General features: G+C 40.9%; 22 protein-coding genes and 2 pseudogenes. 21 read left to right on the top strand and 3 right to left on the bottom strand.

The window, feature by feature from the left end; translation table 11 throughout:
- From CVT08_RS06960 to CVT08_RS06915, 10 genes are all read left to right on the top strand, one after another.
- Positions 1–1647 (top strand): flagellar hook-length control protein FliK, encoded by a 1647-nt coding sequence (locus CVT08_RS06960; protein ID WP_103635367.1) that lies wholly within the window; start codon positions 1–3, stop codon positions 1645–1647.
- A complete protein-coding gene (locus CVT08_RS06955) occupies positions 1644–1910 on the top strand; it encodes a FlhB-like flagellar biosynthesis protein (protein WP_223227339.1) in 267 nt (88 codons plus the stop codon). Before CVT08_RS06960 ends, CVT08_RS06955 begins: the two co-directional genes overlap by 4 nt.
- Before the next feature lie 66 nt (positions 1911–1976).
- A complete protein-coding gene (locus tag CVT08_RS06950) occupies positions 1977–3677 on the top strand; it encodes a methyl-accepting chemotaxis protein (RefSeq protein ID WP_107855995.1) in 1701 nt (566 codons plus the stop codon).
- Positions 3678–3711: 34 nt separating this feature from the next.
- Positions 3712–4278: a CheB methylesterase domain-containing protein gene (locus CVT08_RS06945; protein ID WP_021092891.1), complete on the top strand. Its 567-nt coding sequence runs from the start codon at positions 3712–3714 to the stop codon at positions 4276–4278.
- The gene (locus CVT08_RS06940) at positions 4268–5092 is read left to right on the top strand and encodes a CheR family methyltransferase (protein WP_107855994.1); all 825 of its coding nucleotides are present in this window, start codon (positions 4268–4270) and stop codon (positions 5090–5092) included. Before CVT08_RS06945 ends, CVT08_RS06940 begins: the two co-directional genes overlap by 11 nt.
- Before the next feature lie 88 nt (positions 5093–5180).
- Entirely contained in the window at positions 5181–7802 is a 2622-nt protein-coding gene (gene gyrA, locus CVT08_RS06935) for a DNA gyrase subunit A (RefSeq protein ID WP_107855993.1), read from the top strand.
- A 44-nt stretch (positions 7803–7846) separates the two neighbouring features.
- Positions 7847–8347: an LPP20 family lipoprotein gene (locus CVT08_RS06930; RefSeq protein WP_107855992.1), complete on the top strand. Its 501-nt coding sequence runs from the start codon at positions 7847–7849 to the stop codon at positions 8345–8347.
- Entirely contained in the window at positions 8323–8715 is a 393-nt protein-coding gene (locus CVT08_RS06925; RefSeq protein ID WP_103637100.1) for a hypothetical protein, read from the top strand. Before CVT08_RS06930 ends, CVT08_RS06925 begins: the two co-directional genes overlap by 25 nt.
- A 12-nt stretch (positions 8716–8727) precedes the next feature.
- Positions 8728–9882: a sigma-54-dependent transcriptional regulator gene (locus CVT08_RS06920; RefSeq protein WP_107855991.1), complete on the top strand. Its 1155-nt coding sequence runs from the start codon at positions 8728–8730 to the stop codon at positions 9880–9882.
- Positions 9883–9952: 70 nt separating this feature from the next.
- The gene (locus tag CVT08_RS06915; RefSeq protein ID WP_107856076.1) at positions 9953–10978 is read left to right on the top strand and encodes an aspartate-semialdehyde dehydrogenase; all 1026 of its coding nucleotides are present in this window, start codon (positions 9953–9955) and stop codon (positions 10976–10978) included.
- Between the two features lie 44 nt (positions 10979–11022).
- On the opposite strand, the gene CVT08_RS06910 is transcribed toward CVT08_RS06915, so the two are convergent.
- The 3 genes and pseudogenes from CVT08_RS06910 to CVT08_RS06900 form a co-directional block, all read right to left on the bottom strand.
- Entirely contained in the window at positions 11023–11436 is a 414-nt protein-coding gene (locus CVT08_RS06910; protein ID WP_107855990.1) for an Rrf2 family transcriptional regulator, read from the bottom strand.
- A gap of 75 nt (positions 11437–11511) precedes the next feature.
- Positions 11512–12066, bottom strand: a pseudogene (locus CVT08_RS06905) (NAD(P)-dependent oxidoreductase); the annotation flags it as partial.
- Between the two features lie 97 nt (positions 12067–12163).
- Positions 12164–12538: a cupin domain-containing protein gene (locus CVT08_RS06900; RefSeq protein ID WP_107855989.1), complete on the bottom strand. Its 375-nt coding sequence runs from the start codon at positions 12536–12538 to the stop codon at positions 12164–12166.
- A 152-nt stretch (positions 12539–12690) separates the two neighbouring features.
- On the opposite strand from CVT08_RS06900, the gene CVT08_RS10320 reads away from it, so the two are divergent.
- From CVT08_RS10320 to CVT08_RS10460, 11 genes and pseudogenes are all read left to right on the top strand, one after another.
- The gene (locus CVT08_RS10320; protein WP_265094274.1) at positions 12691–13152 is read left to right on the top strand and encodes an ABC transporter six-transmembrane domain-containing protein; all 462 of its coding nucleotides are present in this window, start codon (positions 12691–12693) and stop codon (positions 13150–13152) included.
- 2 nt (positions 13153–13154) lie between these two features.
- Entirely contained in the window at positions 13155–13574 is a 420-nt protein-coding gene (locus tag CVT08_RS10315; protein ID WP_265094275.1) for an ABC transporter six-transmembrane domain-containing protein, read from the top strand.
- Entirely contained in the window at positions 13549–14466 is a 918-nt protein-coding gene (locus CVT08_RS06890; RefSeq protein WP_230855918.1) for a cation diffusion facilitator family transporter, read from the top strand. Before CVT08_RS10315 ends, CVT08_RS06890 begins: the two co-directional genes overlap by 26 nt.
- A gap of 26 nt (positions 14467–14492) precedes the next feature.
- Positions 14493–14864, top strand: coding sequence for a transporter (locus CVT08_RS06885; protein ID WP_230855917.1), 372 nt, complete (start codon positions 14493–14495; stop codon positions 14862–14864).
- Between the two features lie 117 nt (positions 14865–14981).
- The gene (gene lepA, locus CVT08_RS06880; protein WP_107855987.1) at positions 14982–16772 is read left to right on the top strand and encodes a translation elongation factor 4; all 1791 of its coding nucleotides are present in this window, start codon (positions 14982–14984) and stop codon (positions 16770–16772) included.
- A gap of 214 nt (positions 16773–16986) precedes the next feature.
- Positions 16987–17217, top strand: a complete 231-nt coding sequence (locus tag CVT08_RS06875; RefSeq protein ID WP_107855986.1) for a 2-hydroxymuconate tautomerase family protein — start codon at positions 16987–16989, stop codon at positions 17215–17217.
- Positions 17211–17933: a hypothetical protein gene (locus CVT08_RS06870; protein WP_107855985.1), complete on the top strand. Its 723-nt coding sequence runs from the start codon at positions 17211–17213 to the stop codon at positions 17931–17933. Before CVT08_RS06875 ends, CVT08_RS06870 begins: the two co-directional genes overlap by 7 nt.
- A gap of 10 nt (positions 17934–17943) precedes the next feature.
- A complete protein-coding gene (locus CVT08_RS06865) occupies positions 17944–18501 on the top strand; it encodes a YajG family lipoprotein (RefSeq protein WP_021090028.1) in 558 nt (185 codons plus the stop codon).
- On the top strand, positions 18501–19070 hold the full coding sequence (locus CVT08_RS06860) for a ComF family protein (RefSeq protein ID WP_107855984.1): 570 nt from the start codon (positions 18501–18503) through the stop codon (positions 19068–19070). The genes CVT08_RS06865 and CVT08_RS06860 overlap by 1 nt, the downstream gene beginning before the upstream one ends.
- A gap of 113 nt (positions 19071–19183) precedes the next feature.
- Positions 19184–19960: pseudogene (locus CVT08_RS10465) on the top strand (cache domain-containing protein); the annotation flags it as partial.
- Positions 19961–20239: 279 nt separating this feature from the next.
- Positions 20240–21163: a methyl-accepting chemotaxis protein gene (locus CVT08_RS10460; RefSeq protein WP_430622456.1), complete on the top strand. Its 924-nt coding sequence runs from the start codon at positions 20240–20242 to the stop codon at positions 21161–21163.
- The last annotated feature ends 83 nt before the right edge of the window (positions 21164–21246 follow it).

The raw sequence follows: 21246 nt of genomic DNA, 5'->3' as shown, positions 1-21246 counted from the left end.
ATGGACGTAGCAAATTCTCTAAATATCTCAAACACCTCGGTTCAAACTGGGCAAAACGCCTCCCAAAACGCGCCTGTTCGCAAAAATGAAGGCTCGCTTTTTAAAAATCAGCCAGCTGGGACGCCAAGTGAGCAGACCATCTCAAATGCTCTTGATAACGTTGGCAAGCTAGTTGCAAGGGTGCTTGATGATCTAAAAAGTGCTTCAAGCCTTAGCAAAGCTGAGCAAATTTTATCTCAGGCAAAAGATACTAAGATCGCTCCAAATTTAGCTAGCGAGCTCTCAGACCTTGCAAAAAGCCTAGAGGCAGAAGCTGCGCAAAATGAAAGTCCTGAGATAAAGAGCCTTGCACTAAAACTAAAAGAATTTCTAAAACCAATAGCCGATCTTAAAGCTGGCTCACTAAATGATCAGATCAAAAACTCTGGCGTCATGCTTGAAGCAAATTTAAAAGATGCGCTTACTCCAGAGAAGCTGCCAAGCTCGGTGCAAAAGCTACTAAGCGATATAAAAAATCTCTCAAATCAAAATTTACTTAGTCAAATTTTAACTCTAAATGATGAGAGCTTGGATAATCAAAACTCATTTATGAAGCTCACCTCCATGCTTGAAAAAGCGAGCGGTGATGCTAAAAATATCCTTGATAACTCAAACATGAAAACACTTTTAAAAGATGTGGATAAGCTTGATAATGTGGCTAAATTTCTAGATAAAAACTTCTCAAAAGAGCAAAGCGCAGATGCGGTTAAAAGCCAGATCGGCAAGATGGAGAATTTCATCTCAAATTTAAGCGAAAAGGTAGCAAATTTAGCGAGCGAAAAGCTAAATCAAAGTGCGGCTTTTAGCTCAAACCACAAAGAGCTAAAAACTATCCTTGAAAACCTAAAAAACGATCTAAAAATGCTAAATAACATAGGCGATGAGGCTGGGCTTGTAAAGGCATTTAACGAGGTTAGCGACGTCTCGAAAGATGGCAGCTTGCAAGATAAGCTCCAAAGTGCGGCCAGACGTCTCGCTCATAGCCTAAGTCTAGCTGACCCAGAAGCAAGCACAGCTAAAAGCGATCTAGCTGAGAGTAAGGCGCTTTTAAAACAGCTAAAACTAGCCACTAACGACATAAATAATATCACGACAAAGAGCGGCAGTGAAATTTCAAATGTGCTAAATCAAGATGTAAAAAGCACGCTTTTAAACATAAGCGAAAAGAGCCAAAACCCACAAACCGTAAATGCTGCAAACAAGATGATCTCGCAGATCGAGATGCATCAGATGGTCTCAAGCCTGCAAGGAGGCATACAAACTTATATGCCATATATCTGGGACGGCGTGGAGGGCGGAAATGTCGCGTTTAAGCAGGGCAAAAAGGATAAATTTTATGCCCAGATCGATCTAAATTTTAAAAAATTTGGCCAGATAAATGTGATGGTGGGGCTTGTGGATAAGCGCTATATCGATCTATCGGTGGCAACGCAGACAAATGAGTTTAAAGAGCTCATTTTATCTAGCTCAAGCGAGCTAAAGCAAGCGATCTCAAAGCTTGGACTAATCGTTTCAAATTTTAACATCAAAACCTTGCCAAAGGTGAAGCTAAACGATAGATTTAAAAATTTTGGCGGCCTTGATGTGGGCTTTGATAAGAAAATTTGATGCAAGTAAATAAGAAAAAAGCCGTCGCCCTTGGCTACAACAGATCGCAAGATAACGCTCCAAAGGTGCTTGCAAGCGGTGCTGGCGAGATAGCAAACAAGATAATAAGCCTTGCAAAAGAGCACGATATACCGATCAAAGAGGATCCTGATCTCATTGAAATTTTAAGCAAGGTAGAGGTCGATCAAGAGATACCGCCAAATTTATATAAAGCGGTGGCCGAGATATTTAGCTTTTTATATAAGATCACAAATAAAAAGTAAATATTGCACTTTAATAGTGCTATAATCTCAAAATTAAGGAAATTTAAACATTCAAAAGGAGGTATTATGAAAATTTCATCAAAAGTAACGATGATGATCGTCTCGTCCCTACTGGTGCTTGGAGCCATCTTAGTCTTTCTAAACATTTACGAGCAAAACAAAGCGATAGAATTTTCTACCAAAGAGCTGACCGAAACGGTCTTGGCCGACAAAAGGGCAGCTTTAAGTGAAGAGATGGATATCGTTTCAAACATTTTGCTAAAAATTCAAGAGGTCTATGACGACGCAAACGAGACCATAGAAGATCAAAAAGAAGATATTATCGACTATCTCTCAAGGGCTAGATTTGGTGATGGTAAGCTTGGTTACTTTAGTCTCTCAACAATAGATGGTGTGGTTATTGCAAACCCTGGTATACCTGAATTTAATGGACAAAATAGGCTTGATGCAACTGACGCAAATGGCTATAAATATGTAAAAGAGCTTATCGAAAAGGCTAAGCAAAATAGTAATGGAGACTTTGTAAATTTTGTTGCGAAGTCAAAGGATGGCAATACTATAAGAAAGATAGCACGTGGACAAAAGCTAAATTTATTTCATGAGGATGTGCTTTTGATGTCTGTTGTTGATCTTGAGGGCATGTATAAAGAGATAGATAAAATTTCAGCTACCATGCAAAATGATGCCAATGCAAACACTACAAATTTCATCGTCATAGCCGTCGTAGTCTTAATCATCTCACTAATAGTTGCTATGCTTTATTCTAAATTTTCTATCACAAAACCTCTAAATGAGCTAATCTTGCGAGCTACAAACCTCTCAAGTGGCGATGGCGATCTAACAAGAAAACTAGAAGTCGTCGGCAAAGATGAGATAGCCAAAGCCAGCGAAGCCATAAATAAATTTATAGAAAAAGTAAGGGTTTTAATCTCGGAGGCAAAAGATATCTCAAATGAAAACAGCTCCATCGCAAATGAGCTTAGCTCAACCTCAGTCCAAACTGGTCGCGGGGTAGAAAACTCAAGCAAGATAGTTGAGAGCGCTGGGAAGGATTGCACTGAGATACAATCATATATGAAAGAGTCAATCGAAGTTGCAAAAGGTGGCAAAGATGATCTTCAAAAGGCGCTAAGCTACGTTGATGAGACGCTAAATACCATCTCAAATTTATCTTCAGAGATCGCTCAGACATCTGATATTGAAAATCAAATGGCTGGCAAGATCGAGCAGCTTAGCCGAGATGCTGAGCAGGTTAAATCAGTGCTTGTTGTTATCAACGACATAGCAGATCAGACAAATTTACTAGCCCTTAATGCAGCCATCGAAGCAGCAAGGGCTGGCGAGCATGGACGTGGTTTTGCAGTCGTTGCAGATGAGGTTAGAAAGCTAGCTGAGCGCACTCAAAAGAGCCTTACTGAGATAAATGCAACTATCAATGTCATCGTTCAAGCGATAAATGAAAGTAGCGAGCAAATGAGTATAAATTCTAAGCAAATAAGCGAGCTAACAGGCGTGGCAAACAACGCGCAAAACACCATAAGAGATATGAGTGGTATCATGAGATCAGCCATAGGACTATCTGATAAAACTATCGAGGACTATATAAAGACTGGCAAGGATATTGACGATATAGTAAAAAACATGGAGGGCATAAGTCAAATTTCATCTCAAAGTGCAAGAAGCGTAGAAGAGATAGCTTCAGCTGCTGAGCATCTAAACAAGATGACAGATACGCTAAATGCAAAACTTGGCGAATTTAGAACTTGATTTGTGTGGTAAATTTTAAATTTAAAGGCAATTAGTGGCTCAAAAACTGGTCTTAATAGGGGCTTCTACAGGAGGCCCAGGTCATATAAAAAAACTATTAAAAGATATAAATTTAAATGGTGCGATGGTCGTCATAGCTCAGCATATGAACAAGATGTTTATAAACTCATTTGTCACGCAAATGGGCAGGGAGTGCAATATAAATGTTGAAATTCTAAGCGAAAAGACAAATTTAAGAGAAAATATCGTCTATATCTGTGATCAAAATTTTGAAATTTCAGCGACTTTGCCAGTTAGTGCAAAGCCACAACCTGAGATAAAAACGATATATACGCCAAATGTTGATGTGCTTTTTAACTCAGGCACGCAGATCGCCAAAAATGTAAATTTACTTGCGATCTTGCTAACTGGCATCGGCGATGATGGCGCAGCTGGGCTTGATAAGCTCTATAAAGCAGGTGCAAAATGCATAGCTGAAAACGAAGAGAGCGCGATAGTTTATGGCATGCCAAAGCGTGCTAAAGAGCTAAATCAAAATTTAAAATCGTTAAATTTAATGATGATAAGAAAAGAGCTTGAGGAGTTTTTAAATGCTTTTTAACAAAGTGGATAAACAAAGCGAAGTTTTAGAGGCAAAAGCACCAAGCGACATGGATGGATTTAACGAATTTATGAGCACTATAAAGACGCTTTGCGGGGTTGATCTGGAGCCAAAGAGAGACATCACTCTGCAAAGAGTTAGTATATTTGCCAAAAATCGCCAGATAAAAAGCTTTAAAGATCTAGTTTCGATGATAAGATTTGACACGCTGCTTAGGCAAGATCTTTTAAATTTAGTCACCGTAAATGAGACATATTTTTATAGAGAGCTAGCACAGCTAAAAGACGTGATCTACTACGCAAAAGAGCTTGGGGAGGCTAGAATTTTATGCGCGCCTTGCTCAACTGGCGATGAGGTCTATTCGCTTGCTATGCTTGCTTATGAATTTGGTCTTAAACAAAGTGATATCCAGCTAACTGGCATCGACATAAACTCAGAAGCCATACAAGCTTGTAGCGTCGGAAGCTATGGCGAGAGGAGCTTACATAGGCTAAGCGAGTTTCAAAAGGAGAGATTTTTTACAAAAAAAGATGACAAATTTTTCATCAAAAAAGAAATTTTACCAAGGTGTGAGTTTAAAATTTTAAATGTTTTTGATGATGCGATGTTTAATCTTGGTAAATTTGACATTGTCCTTTCAAGAAATATGATGATATATTTTGACGACGAATTTAGACTAAAATGCGTCGAAAGGCTTCATAAGCTACTTAAGCCAGAGGGCAGGCTCTATGCAGGACACGCTGATCTTGTGCCATACACCCCGCTTTACACAAAGCGTTTTTCAAACGGAGCTACATATTATGAGCGCGCTTAAGGGTTAAATTTAACCCAGGCCGCTTTGCCCTTAGAAAGTTTTTATCAATTTTTGGCTAAAATCCCACAAGCTAAATTTAAGGATAAAAATGAAAGACAATCTACTTGAATTAACTCAAGATATCGCTTCAGTTGATATCGAAGATTCTATAAAAAATAGCTATCTTGACTACTCTATGAGCGTCATCGTTGGACGTGCTTTGCCTGACGCTAGAGACGGACTAAAGCCAGTTCATAGAAGAATTTTATACGCTATGGATAACCTCGGCGTTGGCAGCAGAAGTGCTTATATGAAGTCAGCTCGTATCGTCGGTGAAGTCATCGGTAAGTACCACCCACATGGCGATACAGCGGTTTATGACGCACTTGTTCGTATGGCTCAGAAATTTTCTATGCGTTATCCAGTCGTTGATGGACAAGGAAACTTTGGCTCTATTGACGGCGACAGCGCAGCTGCGATGCGTTATACCGAAGCTAGAATGACTATGCTTACTGAAGAGCTTTTAAAAGATATCGACAAAGACACGGTTGATTTTGTGCCAAACTACGATGATAGAGAGGTTGAGCCAGATGTTTTGCCTAGCCGTGTGCCAAATTTATTATTAAATGGCTCAAGCGGTATCGCTGTCGGTATGGCGACAAATATCCCACCACACAGCCTTGATGAGCTAATAGACGGTCTTTTGCTCCTTCTTGAAAACAAAGAAGCGACACTTGAAGAGGTGATGGAATTTATCAAAGGTCCAGACTTCCCAACCGGCGGTATCATCTTTGGTAAAAAGGGCATCATAGAGGCCTACCGCACAGGTCGTGGCAGGGTCAAACTAAGAGCAAAAACCCACATAGAAAAAAAGCCAAACAAAGATGTGATCGTCATCGACGAGCTACCATATCAAACAAACAAAGCAAGACTTATCGAGCAGATCGCCGAGCTTGTAAAAGATAAGCAGATAGATGGCATTAGCGAGGTTAGAGATGAGTCTGATAAGGACGGCATCCGCGTAGTCATCGAGCTAAAACGCGACGCTATGAGCGACATCGTGCTAAACAACCTATTTAAATCAACCACGATGGAGAGCACTTTTGGCGTTATTATGCTTGCTATTAATAACAAAGAGCCAAAGGTTTTTAACCTTATCGAGCTACTTAAGCTATTTTTAAATCACAGAAAAACAGTTATCATTAGAAGGACGATATTTGAGCTTGAAAAAGCGCGCGCAAGAGCCCACATCTTAGAGGGTCTAAAGATCGCACTTGATAACATCGATGAGGTGATCGAGCTTATTAGAAATAGTGCTGATACAGCCGTTGCCAGAGAAGGCTTGATGAGTAAATTTAACCTCTCAGAGCTTCAAGCAAACGCTATCCTTGATATGCGTCTAAGCAAGCTTACAGGCCTAGAGAGAGAAAAACTAGAGGCTGAGCTAGCCGAGCTTATGGCTGAGATCGCAAGACTTGATGAAATTTTAAAGAGCGAGACATTGCTTGAAAATTTGATCAAAGAAGAGCTTTTAGAGATCAAAAATAAATTTAAAGTACCAAGAGTAACTGAGATCGTTGATGACTACGATGATATCGATATCGAAGACCTCATACCAAATGAAAATATGGTCGTAACCATAACTCACCGCGGCTACATCAAGCGTGTGCCAAGCAAGCAGTATGAGAAGCAAAAACGTGGCGGCAAAGGCAAAGTAGCAGTCACGACATATGATGATGACTTTATAGAGAGCTTCTTTACTTCAAATACCCACGATACGCTTATGTTTGTGACTGACCGCGGACAGCTTTATTGGCTAAAAGTTTATAAAATTCCAGAGGGAAGCCGCACAGCAAAGGGCAAAGCAGTTGTAAATTTGATCCAGTTGCAGCCTGACGAGAAGATCAAAGCTATCATACCAACGACTGACTTTGACGAGAGCAAATCGCTAGCATTCTTTACTAAAAACGGCATCGTAAAACGCACAAATTTAAGTGAGTTTAAAAACATCCGCTCAGTTGGCGTAAGAGCTATAAGCCTTGATGAGAACGACGAGCTAGTAACCGCACTCATCGCTCAAACATACGATGATATGCCGGTCACTGACCCTGAAAATGAGCTAAGTGTTGAGATAGAGGTGCTTGAAGTTGAAGAGCTTCAAAATGAGATCGACGAAGACAATGCAAATGCCGAAGAGGACGCAAGCTCAAGCGATGAGACAATGCTATTTGTGGTTACCAAAAAAGGCATGTGTCTTAAATTTAAGATCAGCAAGGTTCGCCAAATGGGAAGAACTGCACGCGGCGTAACTGGTATCAAATTTAAAGAGCCAGGCGATGAGGTCGTAGGTGCTGCGGTCATCGAAAGCAATGACCAAGAAATTTTAAGCATATCTCAAAAAGGTATCGGCAAGCGCACAACCGCTGATGAGTACCGCTTGACAAACCGCGGTGGCAAAGGCGTCATCTGCATGAAGCTAACAAACAGAACAGGCGATCTTGTGGGCGTTGTGATGGTTGATGAGGAGCAAGACCTTATGGCTCTAACATCAAGCGGCAAGATGATAAGAGTTGATATGCAAAGCATCCGCAAAGCAGGACGTAACACAAGCGGCGTGATCGTCGTAAACGTCGATGGCGATGATGTTGTAAGTATCGCAAGCTGCCCTAAAGCTGAAGACGGCGAGAACGAGGAAGAAGCACCAAGCGAAGACATGGGGCTTTTGGAATAAAATTTGCTGTTAAATTTTAAATAAAAGCATAAAAAAGGTTGTTTATGAAGGTTAAAATTTTATTTTTTGCTTTGATGGTTGCTATTTTTGGCGGTTGCTCATTTAACGGCTTTATGGGCGAGCCAACAAACACATCAAACCGCAACGTAGTCATCCAAAAGGTCGATAAAGACGATCTTAGAGAGGTGATGAAAAAAGAGAAGATGATATATGATAGCGCTCCAAGAGAGACTACATTTAGAGCCACAGGTGAGGGCATAGCTCCGCTAAATTCGCTCTCATACGCTCAGTCGGTTACTCTTGCAAAAAGAGCAGCGATGGCTGATGCTTATTCGCAGCTTGCAGGCAAGCTTTACGGCGTAAAGATCAACGCTGAAGACACCGTAAGAGACGCGATGCTAAACGACTCATCTATCACTTCAAAGGTTCAAGGTCTTGTTAAAAACGCAAGGATAGTAAGTGAAAATTTCAAAGACGGGCTTTATAAGGTAAATATGGAGCTTAAGATAGACGAAGATAAGTGGCGAGAAGTCTTTTCTTACTAACGATACTTTTAAATTTCGCCTTTTGCCTGGAGGAGTTTATCTTCTGGGCAAAGGTCGATACGACAAATCATATCATCGCTCATGAGGAAATTTCATTTTCAAAGGCGATGACCCTTTCGCCAAATCCAAAACCAAAATTTCTTTGCCAGATAGACGCTTTTAAAGATGAAAACACCACAACTCTTGGCTTTTTAAATTTACACAAAGATGAAATTTTTGACTGCTTTGCCTTAAAAAAAGTGATGATAAAAAATGAGCTAAATGTCAAAAATGCGCAGGTCACAAACGCTTCAAATTTGAAAATTTTGCCAGTTAGATTTATGGTGGAATTTAAGCCAAAATCCGCTATCATCGGCACACTTCAATAAAAAAGAGATCAAATGAATATCGTCATAGTAGAAGATGACATCAACATGCGAAAGTCGCTTGAGATCGCACTTGGCGAGTATGAAGAACTAAACATCAAAAGCTATAAGAGCGCAGTTGAGGCTCTAAAAAAGCTAAGCGACGACACTGATCTAATAATAACCGATATAAACATGCCAAAAATGGACGGACTAGAGTTCATTAAAGAGCTAAACGGCAAATTTGACGTCATCATAATGACTGGAAACGCCACGCTAAATAAGGCGATCGAGAGCGTTAGGCTTGGCGTGAAGGACTTTTTAACCAAGCCATTTGACGTCTCAACCCTTTATGAGGCGATAAAAAGGGTAGAGGCGCTAAAGCAAAAGACTCCAAAAAGCATAAAAAAAGTTGAAACCAAGAGCGAAAATAACGGCTTTTTAGCTACTTCAAAAGCACTTGAAGCCACGCTAAATATCGCTCTAAAAGCTGCAAGAACTGACGCTTCTGTTATGCTTAGTGGCGAAAGTGGCGTTGGCAAGGAGGTCTTTGCTAAATTTATCCACGCAAACTCACCAAGAAAAGACGCTGCATTTGTCGCTTTAAATATGGCAGCGATCCCTGAAAATTTGATAGAAAGTGAGCTTTTTGGCTTTGAAAAAGGCGCATTTACCGACGCTGCGGCTACCAAAAAAGGGCATTTTGAGCTGGCAAATGGTGGAACACTATTTTTAGATGAGATCGGCGAGATGCCTATAAATTTACAGCCAAAGCTGCTTCGTGCGCTTCAAGAGCGTGAGATAACAAGGCTTGGTGCCACAAAGAGCGAAAAGATCGACGTTCGCATCATCTGCGCTACAAATGCAAATTTAGAGCTTGCGATGAAAGAGGGCAGGTTTAGAGAAGATCTTTTCTACCGCCTAAACACGATCCCGCTTTTCATCCCGCCACTTCGCGAGCGAAAAGATGAAATTTTGCCTATCGCACAAGATGCTTTAGAAAAATGCTGCAAAGAGTATGGCTTTGAGGCTAAAAATTTCTCAAAAGCAGCCAAAGAGGAGCTTTTGGGCTATGATTATCCAGGTAACATAAGAGAGCTCATCTCAGTCGTGCAGCGTGCAGCGATACTAAGCGAGGGCGATGAAATTTTACCAAATGATCTATTTTTACAAGCAAGAAGTAAGAAATAATAATAAATTTAAGTTTTTGGCTAGTAAAATTATGCAAATTAAGAAAATTAAAAGAAACCAAGGAGAGCAGATGAGAAAATTTAACGTAGCGGTCGTTGGTGCGACAGGAGCAGTCGGCGAAGAGCTTTTTAGAGTTATGGAAGAGGTTGATTTTCCAGTTGGCGAGCTTTTGCCGCTTGCAAGCGCAAAGAGCGTTGGCATGGAGATCGAATTTAAGGGCAAACACTACAAAGTAAAAGAGCTAACCGAGAAAGTTTTTAGCGAGCATGAGATCGATATCGCATTTTTTAGCGCAGGCGGCTCAGTTTCAGAGAAATTTGCTAAATTTGCAGCTGACAGCGGCGCAGTAGTTATCGATAACACCAGCCATTTTAGGATGGATAAAGATATCCCGCTAGTCGTGCCTGAGTGTAACCCAAGTGATATAGCGCAATGGAAAAACCGCGGCATCATCGCAAATCCAAACTGCTCAACCATCCAAATGGTGCAAATTTTAAAGCCACTAAATGACGCTTTTGGTATCAACAGGGTCGATGTTTCTACCTATCAAGCAGCAAGCGGCGCTGGCAAAGAGGGCATGGAAGAGCTTGTCGTACAGATGCAAAAGTTTTTTGAATTTAAGCTTGATGAGTGTGAGCCAAAGGTCTTCGCGCACCGCCTAGCGCTAAACGTGATCCCGCATATCGACGTCTTTTTGGATAACGACTATACAAAAGAAGAGATGAAAATGGTCAATGAAACGCAAAAGATCCTTCACAAAGATATCGAAGTGAGCGCAACTTGCGTGCGTGTGCCGGTGCTTAGAAGCCACTCTGAGGCGATCACTATCCACTTTGACAAAGACGTGAGCGCAGATGCGGCAAGAGAGGTTTTAAGCAAAGCTCCAAGCGTCGTCGTAGTCGATAATCCAGCTAAAAAAGAGTATCCGATGCCTACTATCTCAAGCGATACAAACGAGACTTATGTTGGCAGGATCAGGGTTGATAACTTTAGATCAAATGTGCTTCATCTTTGGTGCAGTGCCGACCAGATCCGCGTGGGAGCTGCGACAAATGCCGTCAGGATCGCACAAAAATGGATCGCGATGCAGGAGTAGTTTTAAATTTGTTTTGGCTAGAAAGTCAAATTTCTAGCCTAAATTTATCTCGCAAGTTCGTCTAGTAAGTCTTGCAAAGTAACGCTTTTTAGCTCGTTTTCTAGGGCAGTTTGCGCCCTTAAAAAGTGCCCGCTTAAAAGCTCCTCTATCCTGCCACCAAGCGGGCAGGCTTTTGGTGAATCAGAGTGAATTTTAAAAAGTTTTTCTTTATCATTTACTGCGTTAAAAATTTCAAGTAAATTTATATCTTTTGGCTCTTTTGCAAGGCATACTCCGCCAACTCCAGCTGCGACATTTACGAGCCCTGCAGCCTTTAAGATGCCAAGTAGCTTTCTAACGATAACTGGGTTTGTGTTTATGCTACCAGCTATAAATTCGCTTGTAACCTTCTCGTTTTCAAAAAATTTAGCACACAAAAGCGCGTGTATCGCGGTTGAAAATTTAATGCCAACTTGCATAAGCTCCCTTAAATTTCATATTTAAACCTCTAAGTTTAGCAGGCATAAGTTTAAATTTGCCTACTAAAATCAAACTCACGCTCTCTCGCCGACTGCAGTGAAGCGTTTTTGGATAAATTTCTTGTTTTTTAGCTCGTCGATGATCGCAAGCGCAAGGTCTGCGTAGCTTATGTAGCTCTCATTTTTTGAGTTTAGTATGAGATCGTCCCCGCCAAGCACGTATTTGCCGGTGCGAGCGCCGTTTTCGTCGTAGTCGCCTGCTGGACTTACGTATGTCCAAAGCACATTTGCGCTACTTTTTAGCTCAAAATAAGACTCTGCCGTAGCCTTTGCCACGCCCATATATGCTGCTGGGAAGTCTGGGGTGTCCATGAGCATAGTGCCCTTGCCATCAACAAATAACGTGCCAGCGCCGCCAACTACGATGAGCCTTGTACTAGTGCCTTCTAGTAAATTTACTAGGTGAGCGGCCACTTTTTTGTGAAGCGGGAAAGTCTCTTCGCTCCATGCTGCAAATGCGCTGATAACAGCGTCAAAGCCTGCTAGATCGGCCTTTGTAAGCTCGAAAATATCTTTATAAATGACCTTTACGCTTTCGTTTTTATACTCTTTGTTTCTAACGATCGCTGTGACGTCGTAGTCTTATTTTATCGCCTCATTTACTAAATTTGCACCGCTTTTGCCGTTTGCACCTATGATTGCTATTTTCATTGTTTCTCCTTTAAATTTACAGCCAGCTTGGCTTTACGTCATCAACTATCACACCGTCACTCATTGTGTATTGCTCTAGGCTGCCGCGTTTTGTCTGGATGCAGATCATTTTGATGCCGTTTTTGCCAGCCCTAAAGCACCTCTTACCCTCTGGATCTATGCGCACCGCGTCGCCTTTACTTACTTTTATCACTTCGCCGTCGATGAAAAGCTCGCCATTGCCCTCAGTGATGATGTAAAGCTCCTCGTTTTGCTTATGCGCATGGACAAATGGCACGCTCACGTTTGCCGGAAGTTCGTTTATAGATACCTCACAGCCAGTTAAATTTAAAGCCTCTTTTAGCTCGACTCTTGGCTCATTTGTGATCTTTGCAACCTGATAATTTTTCATTTTGTTCTCCTTGTTTTTTGTGTTGTAATCTTTTTATTTACAACCGATGAGCGAAGTATAGTGATTTTTTGTTGTAATGTCAAGAGTTACAACAAAAATTTTTCAAAATTTATAAATTTGAGCTAAAATTCGCAAAATCTTTAGGAGTAAATTTGCAAAATAACGCCTTTAAAACGCTAAAGAGCATAGCGACCGAGCATAACAAAAAGCTCATTTTGACCTTTACTTTGGTGTTAGCAGAGAACGGACTTTTTCTAGCCTACCCGATATTTGCGGGCTTTGCGATTAATGCAATCATGCAAGGAAATACGTTAAATGCTCTCATTTACGCACTTTTTGTGCTTATAGCGTGGCTTGTTGGAGCCATTAGGCGCCGCGTGGATACGCAAGTTTTTGCAAATATCTACGCAAAGCTTGCTGTAAATGTCATCATGAATGAAAAGCAAAACGCCAAAGACGACTCCGCCATCATCGCCAGAGTAGCGCTCTCGCGAGAGTTTGTAAATTTCTTTGAGACGCATTTTCCTATGTTTTTTACATCGGTCATTTCGATCATCGGCTCAGCGTTTATGCTCATTTTGCCCGGCCAAAGGTCGCTGTGGCGTGCTTTGTAGTTATGACCTTTTTTCTTATATTTTTGCCAAGATATATCAAGAAAAATGACGATCTTTATCTTCGCTTAAATGACCGCTTAGAAAAAGAGGCAAAGGTGATAGGTGTTTTTAACAAAAGCACGCTAAATAGGCACTATGATGTCGTTTCTAAATTTCGTATAGCGATCTCAAACAGGGAGGCGATGAGCTATTTTATCATCGGCATTAGCGCATCGCTGCTCTTTTTGGTGGCGATAATAGTGCTAAGCTCGCAGCAGACAAATGCCGGCCACATCTACTCTGTGATGACCTATATATGGAATTTCGTCATCAGCCTTGACGACTCGCCAAAGCTCATCGAGGAATTTTCAAATTTAAAAGATATCGGCAAGAGGATCGACGCCGAAAAGAAGGATAATGATGCACAACAAGAGCGTTCTTAGAAATTCGTTTTTACTCATTTTTGTGTTTATGATAGTTGAGGCTGTTTTTGGCTTCGTTTCAAACTCGCTTGCGCTTATTAGTGACGCATTTCACATGCTCTCAGACGCTGCGGCTCTCTTTTTGTCACTGGTTGCTTTTAAGATCGCAGAAAAAAGGGCAAATTTACAAAAGACCTTTGGCTACAAAAGGGTCGAGATCATCGCTGCTTTCATAAATGCCATCGCTCTTATCGCACTCGCTGTCTTTGTCGTAGTCGAAGCGATCATTAGGCTTTTTAACGAGCCAGAGATAGATGCTAAAACGATGCTTTTAGTTAGTATTTTGGGGCTTGTGGTAAATTTAGTCGTAGCTGTTTATATGCATAAAAGCGCTGATACAAAAGAGAATTTAAATATGAAAGGTGCATATTTGCACGTGCTTGGCGACACGCTTGGCTCTGTTGGCGCTATCGTTGCGGCGCTTCTTGTGATGAAATTTAACTTCACGCAGGCCGATAGCATCGCAAGTATCTTCGTCTCGCTACTCATCATAAAAAGTGGCGCTAGCTTGCTAAAAGATAGCTTTAATATCCTGATCGAAGCCGTGCCGCTTAAGCTTGATACGGATGAAATTTTAGGCGTTATAAAGGGTGTAGATGGCGTTAAAATCGTGCATGACCTGCATATCTGGGCGATAAATGCTGGCACAAATGCGCTCATAGCCCATGTGGTGGTGGATGATGCGCTAAGCGTGGCTGAAATTTCAAAGATGATAAAGCGCATCGAGCACGAGCTTTCTCACGCAGGCATCGGCCATGTCACGCTTCAGTTTGAGAGCGAGAGCCTTGGACATAAAGACGATCTCATCTGCGAGCTAAATGATGAAGATGATCACTGCGGGCATCATCACTAAAATTTGACACAAAAGGCTTAAATTTAATGTTGCGCATAAAAAATGAATATCTGGTAGTCGTGATCTTAGGTCTGCTTTGCACCTTTATGTATGGTAAATATCTTGGCTTTCTTGTTGGGTTAAATTTTGTAGTTGCCTTGATTTGTGCTGCTTTTTTTCTAAAGAAAGAGTACGTATTTATTTTGTTGCTGGCGTTAAATTTTGCTCTATATTTTAATGCCATAGATGCTCCGTTCGAACAGCCAGAGCTTTGGACTTATCATGTGTCAGCGCTTGCAAATGCGACATATGGGATTAGTGTTTTAGTCTATGCCTCGGCATTTTTAGGCTTCTTGACGCTTGTGGCTTACGCCTATTTTTTTATATTCACTTTGTATTGTGCTTTGCGATCTGCGTAAAAGTTTAAGAGCTAAATTTGAGCTTTAAATTTAAACCTTACTGACCTAGCAAACTCATTTTTACTCAACTTTAACGATTTTTTTTATAAAATCGCCTAAAATTTAACTAGGGATTTCATGAAAAACATTAGAAATTTTAGCATCATCGCTCACATCGACCATGGTAAAAGCACGCTTGCTGACCGCCTCATTCAGGAGTGCGGCGCTGTTAGCGACCGTGAGATGAGCTCGCAGATCATGGACACGATGGATATAGAAAAAGAGCGTGGCATCACGATCAAAGCCCAGTCTGTCCGCCTAAACTACGCACTAAATGAGCAAAATTTTGTTCTAAATTTGATAGACACCCCAGGACACGTTGATTTTAGCTACGAGGTGAGCCGCTCTTTGGCTAGTTGCGAGGGTGCGCTGCTTGTCGTGGATGCTTCTCAGGGCGTGGAGGCGCAAACTATCGCAAACGTCTACATCGCACTTGAAAACAACCTAGAGATCATCCCAGTCATCAACAAGATCGATCTGCCTGCGGCTGACCCTGCTAGAGTAAAGGACGAGATCGAGCATATCATCGGCCTTGACTGCTCTGGAGCGATCGAGGTGAGCGCAAAAAGCGGTATCGGTATAAAAGAGCTACTTGAGGCGATCATCACGAGAATTCCTGCGCCAAATGGCAACGCAAACAAGCCTACAAAGGCGCTCATTTATGATAGCTGGTTTGACAACTACCTTGGCGCACTAGCACTCGTGCGTGTATACGACGGCGCAATATCTAAAAATGATGAAATTTTGGTCATGGGAACAGGCAAAAAGCATATCGTGCTTGATCTCATGTACCCAAATCCGATCGCACCGATAAAGACAAAAAGTATCGCAGCTGGCGAGGTCGGTATAGTCGTGCTTGGCCTAAAAAACGTGAGCGACGTGCAGGTGGGCGATACGGTGACGCAGGCTAGAAATCCGCTAAAAGAGCCAGTTGGTGGCTTTGAGAGGGCTAAGCCATTTGTATTTGCGGGACTTTATCCGATCGAAACTGATAAATTTGAAGATCTGCGTGACGCGCTTGATAAGCTAAAGCTAAACGACAGCTCCATTAGCTACGAGCCAGAGACCTCGGTGGCGCTTGGATTTGGCTTTAGGGTTGGCTTTTTAGGTCTTCTTCACATGGAGGTCGTCAAAGAGAGATTGGAGCGCGAGTTTGATCTTGATCTCATCGCCACAGCGCCGACCGTGACTTACGAAGTGCTACAAACTGACGGGGTAAATTTAAAAATTCAAAACCCAAGTCAGCTGCCGCCAGTAAATAAAATAGACTCGATCCTTGAGCCATACGTGAAGGCCACTATCATCACGCCAAGCGAGTTTTTGGGTAACATCATCACGCTTTTAAACAACCGCCGTGGCATACAAACAAAAATGGACTACATCACGACTGACCGCGTTTTACTCGAGTATGACATACCGATGAATGAGATCGTGATGGACTTTTATGACAAGCTAAAGTCAAGCACCAAAGGCTACGCGAGCTTTGATTATGAACCAAGCGACTACCGCGTGGGCGATCTAGTAAAGCTTGATGTAAAAGTGGCTGGCGAGACGGTCGATGCGCTCTCTATCATCGTGCCTGAGAGCAAGGCGCAGACGAAGGGCAGGGACTTCGTAAAGGCGATGAAAGAGATCGTGCCACGCCAGCTTTTTGAGGTGGCGATACAAGCTAGTATCGGCAACAAGATCATCGCTCGTGAAACCGTAAAATCAATGGGTAAAAACGTCACAGCCAAGTGCTACGGCGGCGATATCACTCGTAAGAGAAAGTTGCTTGAGAAGCAAAAAGAGGGTAAAAAGCGTATGAAGGCCATAGGTAAGGTAAATTTGCCGCAGGAAGCCTTTTTAAGCGTTTTAAAAATAGACTGACGGCTTATCTTTTGTGCCCTTTTGAAAGAGTTAGTAAAATTTTGGCTTAATGAACTATCTGTTCTATCTGCGCCAAAATTTCACGTCACAGCTTTCAAAATCATCACAAAATATTTCGCCTTATATAAATCTGGCGGTAGATCTGCCTGCGGATTGTTTTGGTTGATAAAATTTGATTAAAATTTAAATGCTAAATTTACAAAAAGGAAGCACTATGCCATTTGTGAAAATTTGCGTGACAAAAGAGGGTGATAGCCCAAGTGTGGAGCAAAAAGAGAAGATGATAAGCGGAGTTACAAATTTGATCAGCGAAATTTTAGGCAGAAGCGCTAAAAACACGGTCGTCATCATCGACGAGATCGACACGAACAACTACGGCATAGCAGGAGAGAGCGTGAAAAACCTTCGCAAAAAACAAAAAGAGCAAAAGGAAGCGAGATGTTAAGAACAGCGTTATTAGCGATATTTGCGGTATTTTTTATATCAGGTTGCTCGGCAAAAGCGAGCCTTTGTCTCTCTTGTGAGGGCATAGACGGCGTGCAAAGTGCGAGTATAAGTAGCCAAGATAAGACCTATTTTGAAGAGGTTTTGCGCATACCAGCCGACTGCAGTGCGTGCAAGGGCAGGGGCGATGGCGTCTTTATAAATGGCGTCAAGTATAAAAGCGACGTGGCGATAAACTGCTGCTTGGAAAAAAATATGATCGACATAAATGTCGGGCTAAAAAAGGTCTATTTTCATAGGATAGTGGATGCCAGAAGCAGCGCAAGGTCGATTTACTACACGAGGCTTGATGGAAGTAGCGTAGTCTTTAGCTCAAACCCTCGCCTAGAGGTGCTTTTTTATCTATTTTTGCAGCGTGAGCTAAATTCTCGTGGCATCGTGGTCGTGGATACTCAAACATCGCCGTATACGTACAGGCTTGATTTTAGGTTTGATGAGCTTAGGGGCAACTACCAAAGAAGCTCGGAGATTTTAAACGGACATCTATACGGCGAGCTTGTGCTTTCAGATATAAATTTCAAAAAACGAATTCCTATCTCGACTAGACACCACGTGGAGGAGCTTGAGGCGTCAAAAAGTGGTCAGTTTGACTTCTTTATCGCGCTTTTAGTTAAGCAAGCTGCCATAAAAGTGGCTGATGAGATCACTAAACTTTGAAAGGAAAAATATGAGTAAATTTAAATTTCTAGCTATCTTTGGACTTTTTGTCCTATTTTTGAGCGGTTGTGCGCCTACTCAGACAGTAGTTGCGTTTGATCCTTACAAAACTGCTGCAAGTCAGCAAGCTAACGGCCTTGAAGTATATATAAGCGCGGTGCATGATAGTCGCAAAAACAAAAGTACTATCGCAACTATAACCGATGGCAGAGGCACTGTAAAAGAGTATGTCGTGCTTCAAAACGATCTCGCGACTTATTTTAGCGACTCCCTTAAAAGAGAGCTTGCAGCACGTGGCGCAAATGTAAATGGCATGGGTGGCGTTGTGGTTGAAGTTTTCATAAACGAATTTGAAGCAAATATGAGCGGATATAACAGCGACAACACAAGAGGTAAGATAAAGATCACTCTTAAAATTCAAAAAGGCGATCAAAGCATCATCAAAAATATCTCAAACAACCAAACCAAATTTGAGCTAGTTCGCACTGGCGGAGCGTTTAAGCCATTCTTAACAGACATCATCAACGACGCCGTTAAACGCTCTGCGATCGCTATCTTAAATAGCTGATGTTTTGTGCGTTTTGCAAGAGCTTTACGCTAAAGACATTTTGTAAAACCTGCTCGCAAATTTTAAGCGAGCCAAGCCCTGTGGCAAGAGAGCTGGAGGGCTTTAAAATTTATAGCTTCTATGGCTACTCTGAGATCAAAGAGCTCATCCACTCAAAGCACCAAATGCACGGACTTTTTATCTATAAAAACTTAGCCAAATTTGCATTTAAGAAATTTGCTAAGAGTTTTAGCTTCCCAGAGCAAATTTACGCCTTGCCGATAGATGATAGAGTGCATAATGGCTACTCGCAAACGGCTATTTTGGCAAACGAGCTTCGTGCTAAAAACCTTAAACCCATCTTTCACACCTTGCATGCGACAAGCAGTGTCAGCTACAGCGGCAAGGATCTTAAATTTAGACAAAACAATCCAAGAAATTTTAAAATTTTAAAAAATATCACTGCGCCAGTTATCTTAGTCGATGACATCGTAACCACTGGCACAACGATACTAGAAGCTAGAGATACACTTCAAAAAGCAGGCGTTGATGTGCTTTTTGCACTTGTTTTAGCTGATGCTAGAAACTAGGCTTTATATGAAATTTAGCTTGAAATTTCACACCTAAATAATTGTAAATAGCTATTAATCATAAAAAAAATTTGCCGATATAAACATAAAATTTACACAAAGGGATTTTGTTTATGAAAAAAGCAGCAAACAAGATAGCACTCATCATCGTAGTGCTTTTAGTTGTCTCGCTTGGCGTGTTTTCAACGGTGAATTACACAAATACCAAGGAGAGTATTTATGATCTAGCAAAGGAGTCTAAGACTTCATCTTCAAAAGTTTTGCAGTTTTATATGAATGCATTTTTTGAAGATAAGCTTGCAGCCGTTCAAAATTTTGCTAGTTACATCGAGGCACATCCACAAATTTTGGATGACAAAGAGGCTTTAGAAAAAGTGCTAATGGATGCAGCGCAGGTTACTGATTTTTCTGAATTTTACTTTGGTTATGCGGCTGATGGTGCTGTTTATAACGCTGTGCTTGATGGCAAAGATCGTAAATTTATGGTTTTTGATCAGAGAAAAAACTATGATGCAAGGGTTAAGGGCTGGTACAAGGACGCTGTTGCAAAAGAGGGTATCATCTTTTCAGCTCCATACACAAGCTCAGCTGGTGGCTTAAATTTAACTATTGCTAAAAAGGTAGTAGTTGGTGGTAAGGTTATTGGTGTCTTTGGCGTGGATATGGGTATAGATAAGCTTGATAATGAGCTTAATAAGATAAAACCAACTCCAAGTAGTGCAATAGCTTTATTTGATTTAGAGCATAAAAAAATAATTCATTTCGTTCATAAGGATCTTGTTTTATCTGATGCTAGCGAAGCTATGAAGATCATTGATGACTACTCAAATGAGTATAAGAAAAATGGCGATAAAACATTTACTTACAATCTTAGAGGCACAGAGAGACTTCTTGCTTGCGAGCTTTATGATCAAGCAAACTGGCTTATTTGCTCTGCAAACTCATGGACAGACTATGACGAGAGCTTAAATAAGACATTTATTTCACAAATCATATCATCAATAGTATTTATCGTAGTCATTGTTGCACTTCTTTTATTTGTAGTTAGTAGATCATTAAAACCACTTTCAGCTATATCTGAGTCATTGGTTTCATTCTTTAAATTCCTAAACTACGAGATCAAAGAACCTGTTAAGTCAAATATCGTTTCTAAAGATGAATTTGGTCAAATGGCAAATCTTATCAACGACAACATCCAAAAGATCCAAACATCTAAAGAAAAAGAAAACACCTTCATCCAAAAAGCCAACACCTTTGTAAATGAGATAAAAGATGGCAACTATGAAGCAAGCTTAGAAGCTGATACTAATAACCCAGCTCTAAATCAACTAAAAAGCACATTTAAAGATCTACAACTTGCTCTTAAAAATGCAATATCAAGTAATGGTAAAGATGTACTTGATCTACTAAACACTTATAAAAACCAAGACTTTACAAAAAGACTTGATGATGATGGTAAGATAGCAAGTGGTATAAACTCTCTTGGCATTGAGATATCTAAAATGCTAAATGACAATCTAAACCAAGCTCAAGTACTAGAAGAAAAAGCTAAACTTCTAGCTAGCTCAGTATCAAAAGTAGCAAGCTCAGCAAATACTCAAGCAAATAGCTTACAAGAAAGTGCTGCTGCAGTTGAGCAAATGAGTAGCTCAATGAATGCCATCTCTCAAAAGACAGCTGATGTTATAAGACAATCAGATGAAATTAAAAACATCATAACTATCATTAGAGATATAGCAGATCAAACAAACCTACTAGCTCTTAATGCTGCTATTGAAGCAGCTAGAGCTGGAGAGCATGGTAGAGGATTTGCAGTTGTTGCTGATGAAGTTAGAAAACTAGCAGAAAGAACTCAAAAATCTCTAGGTGAGATAGAAGCAAATACAAATGTCCTAGCTCAATCAATAAATGAGATGAGTGAATCAATCAAAGAGCAAAGTGAAGGCATAAATATGATAAATCAATCAGTTGCTCAAATAGATAACCTAACAAAAGAGAATGTTGTAATTGCCAACCAAGCAAACGAAGTAACATCAGAAGTAGATGAGATGGCTAAAGCCATAGTTGAAGAGGTTAGGAAGAAGAGGTTTTAACTTCTTAATAAACAAACTCAAATTTGTTTAAACAAGGCTACAAAACTTATTGTTAAGGGGGAAGAGGCTTGAATTACGCTCTG

Origin of the sequence: Campylobacter concisus (assembly GCF_003048835.2) — a bacterium.
GTDB lineage: Bacteria > Campylobacterota > Campylobacteria > Campylobacterales > Campylobacteraceae > Campylobacter_A > Campylobacter_A concisus_D.
The sequence above is the reverse complement of the archived record's forward strand: the minus strand, read 5'-3'. Positions and strand labels throughout refer to the sequence as shown.

Bases quoted from the DNA above. Each gene is read 5' to 3' on its own strand.
- CVT08_RS06960 (WP_103635367.1), top strand. From the start codon at position 1: ATGGACGTAGCAAATTCTCTAAATATCTCAAACACCTCGGTTCAAACT.
- CVT08_RS06950 (WP_107855995.1), top strand. From the start codon at position 1,977: ATGAAAATTTCATCAAAAGTAACGATGATGATCGTCTCGTCCCTACTG.
- CVT08_RS06940 (WP_107855994.1), top strand. From the start codon at position 4,268: ATGCTTTTTAACAAAGTGGATAAACAAAGCGAAGTTTTAGAGGCAAAA.
- gyrA (WP_107855993.1), top strand. From the start codon at position 5,181: ATGAAAGACAATCTACTTGAATTAACTCAAGATATCGCTTCAGTTGAT.
- CVT08_RS06930 (WP_107855992.1), top strand. From the start codon at position 7,847: ATGAAGGTTAAAATTTTATTTTTTGCTTTGATGGTTGCTATTTTTGGC.
- CVT08_RS06920 (WP_107855991.1), top strand. From the start codon at position 8,728: ATGAATATCGTCATAGTAGAAGATGACATCAACATGCGAAAGTCGCTT.
- CVT08_RS06915 (WP_107856076.1), top strand. From the start codon at position 9,953: ATGAGAAAATTTAACGTAGCGGTCGTTGGTGCGACAGGAGCAGTCGGC.
- CVT08_RS06910 (WP_107855990.1), bottom strand. From the start codon at position 11,436: ATGCAAGTTGGCATTAAATTTTCAACCGCGATACACGCGCTTTTGTGT.
- CVT08_RS06900 (WP_107855989.1), bottom strand. From the start codon at position 12,538: ATGAAAAATTATCAGGTTGCAAAGATCACAAATGAGCCAAGAGTCGAG.
- CVT08_RS10315 (WP_265094275.1), top strand. From the start codon at position 13,155: ATGACCTTTTTTCTTATATTTTTGCCAAGATATATCAAGAAAAATGAC.
- CVT08_RS06890 (WP_230855918.1), top strand. From the start codon at position 13,549: ATGATGCACAACAAGAGCGTTCTTAGAAATTCGTTTTTACTCATTTTT.
- CVT08_RS06885 (WP_230855917.1), top strand. From the start codon at position 14,493: ATGTTGCGCATAAAAAATGAATATCTGGTAGTCGTGATCTTAGGTCTG.
- lepA (WP_107855987.1), top strand. From the start codon at position 14,982: ATGAAAAACATTAGAAATTTTAGCATCATCGCTCACATCGACCATGGT.
- CVT08_RS06875 (WP_107855986.1), top strand. From the start codon at position 16,987: ATGCCATTTGTGAAAATTTGCGTGACAAAAGAGGGTGATAGCCCAAGT.
- CVT08_RS06870 (WP_107855985.1), top strand. From the start codon at position 17,211: ATGTTAAGAACAGCGTTATTAGCGATATTTGCGGTATTTTTTATATCA.
- CVT08_RS06865 (WP_021090028.1), top strand. From the start codon at position 17,944: ATGAGTAAATTTAAATTTCTAGCTATCTTTGGACTTTTTGTCCTATTT.
- CVT08_RS06860 (WP_107855984.1), top strand. From the start codon at position 18,501: ATGTTTTGTGCGTTTTGCAAGAGCTTTACGCTAAAGACATTTTGTAAA.
- CVT08_RS10460 (WP_430622456.1), top strand. From the start codon at position 20,240: ATGGCAAATCTTATCAACGACAACATCCAAAAGATCCAAACATCTAAA.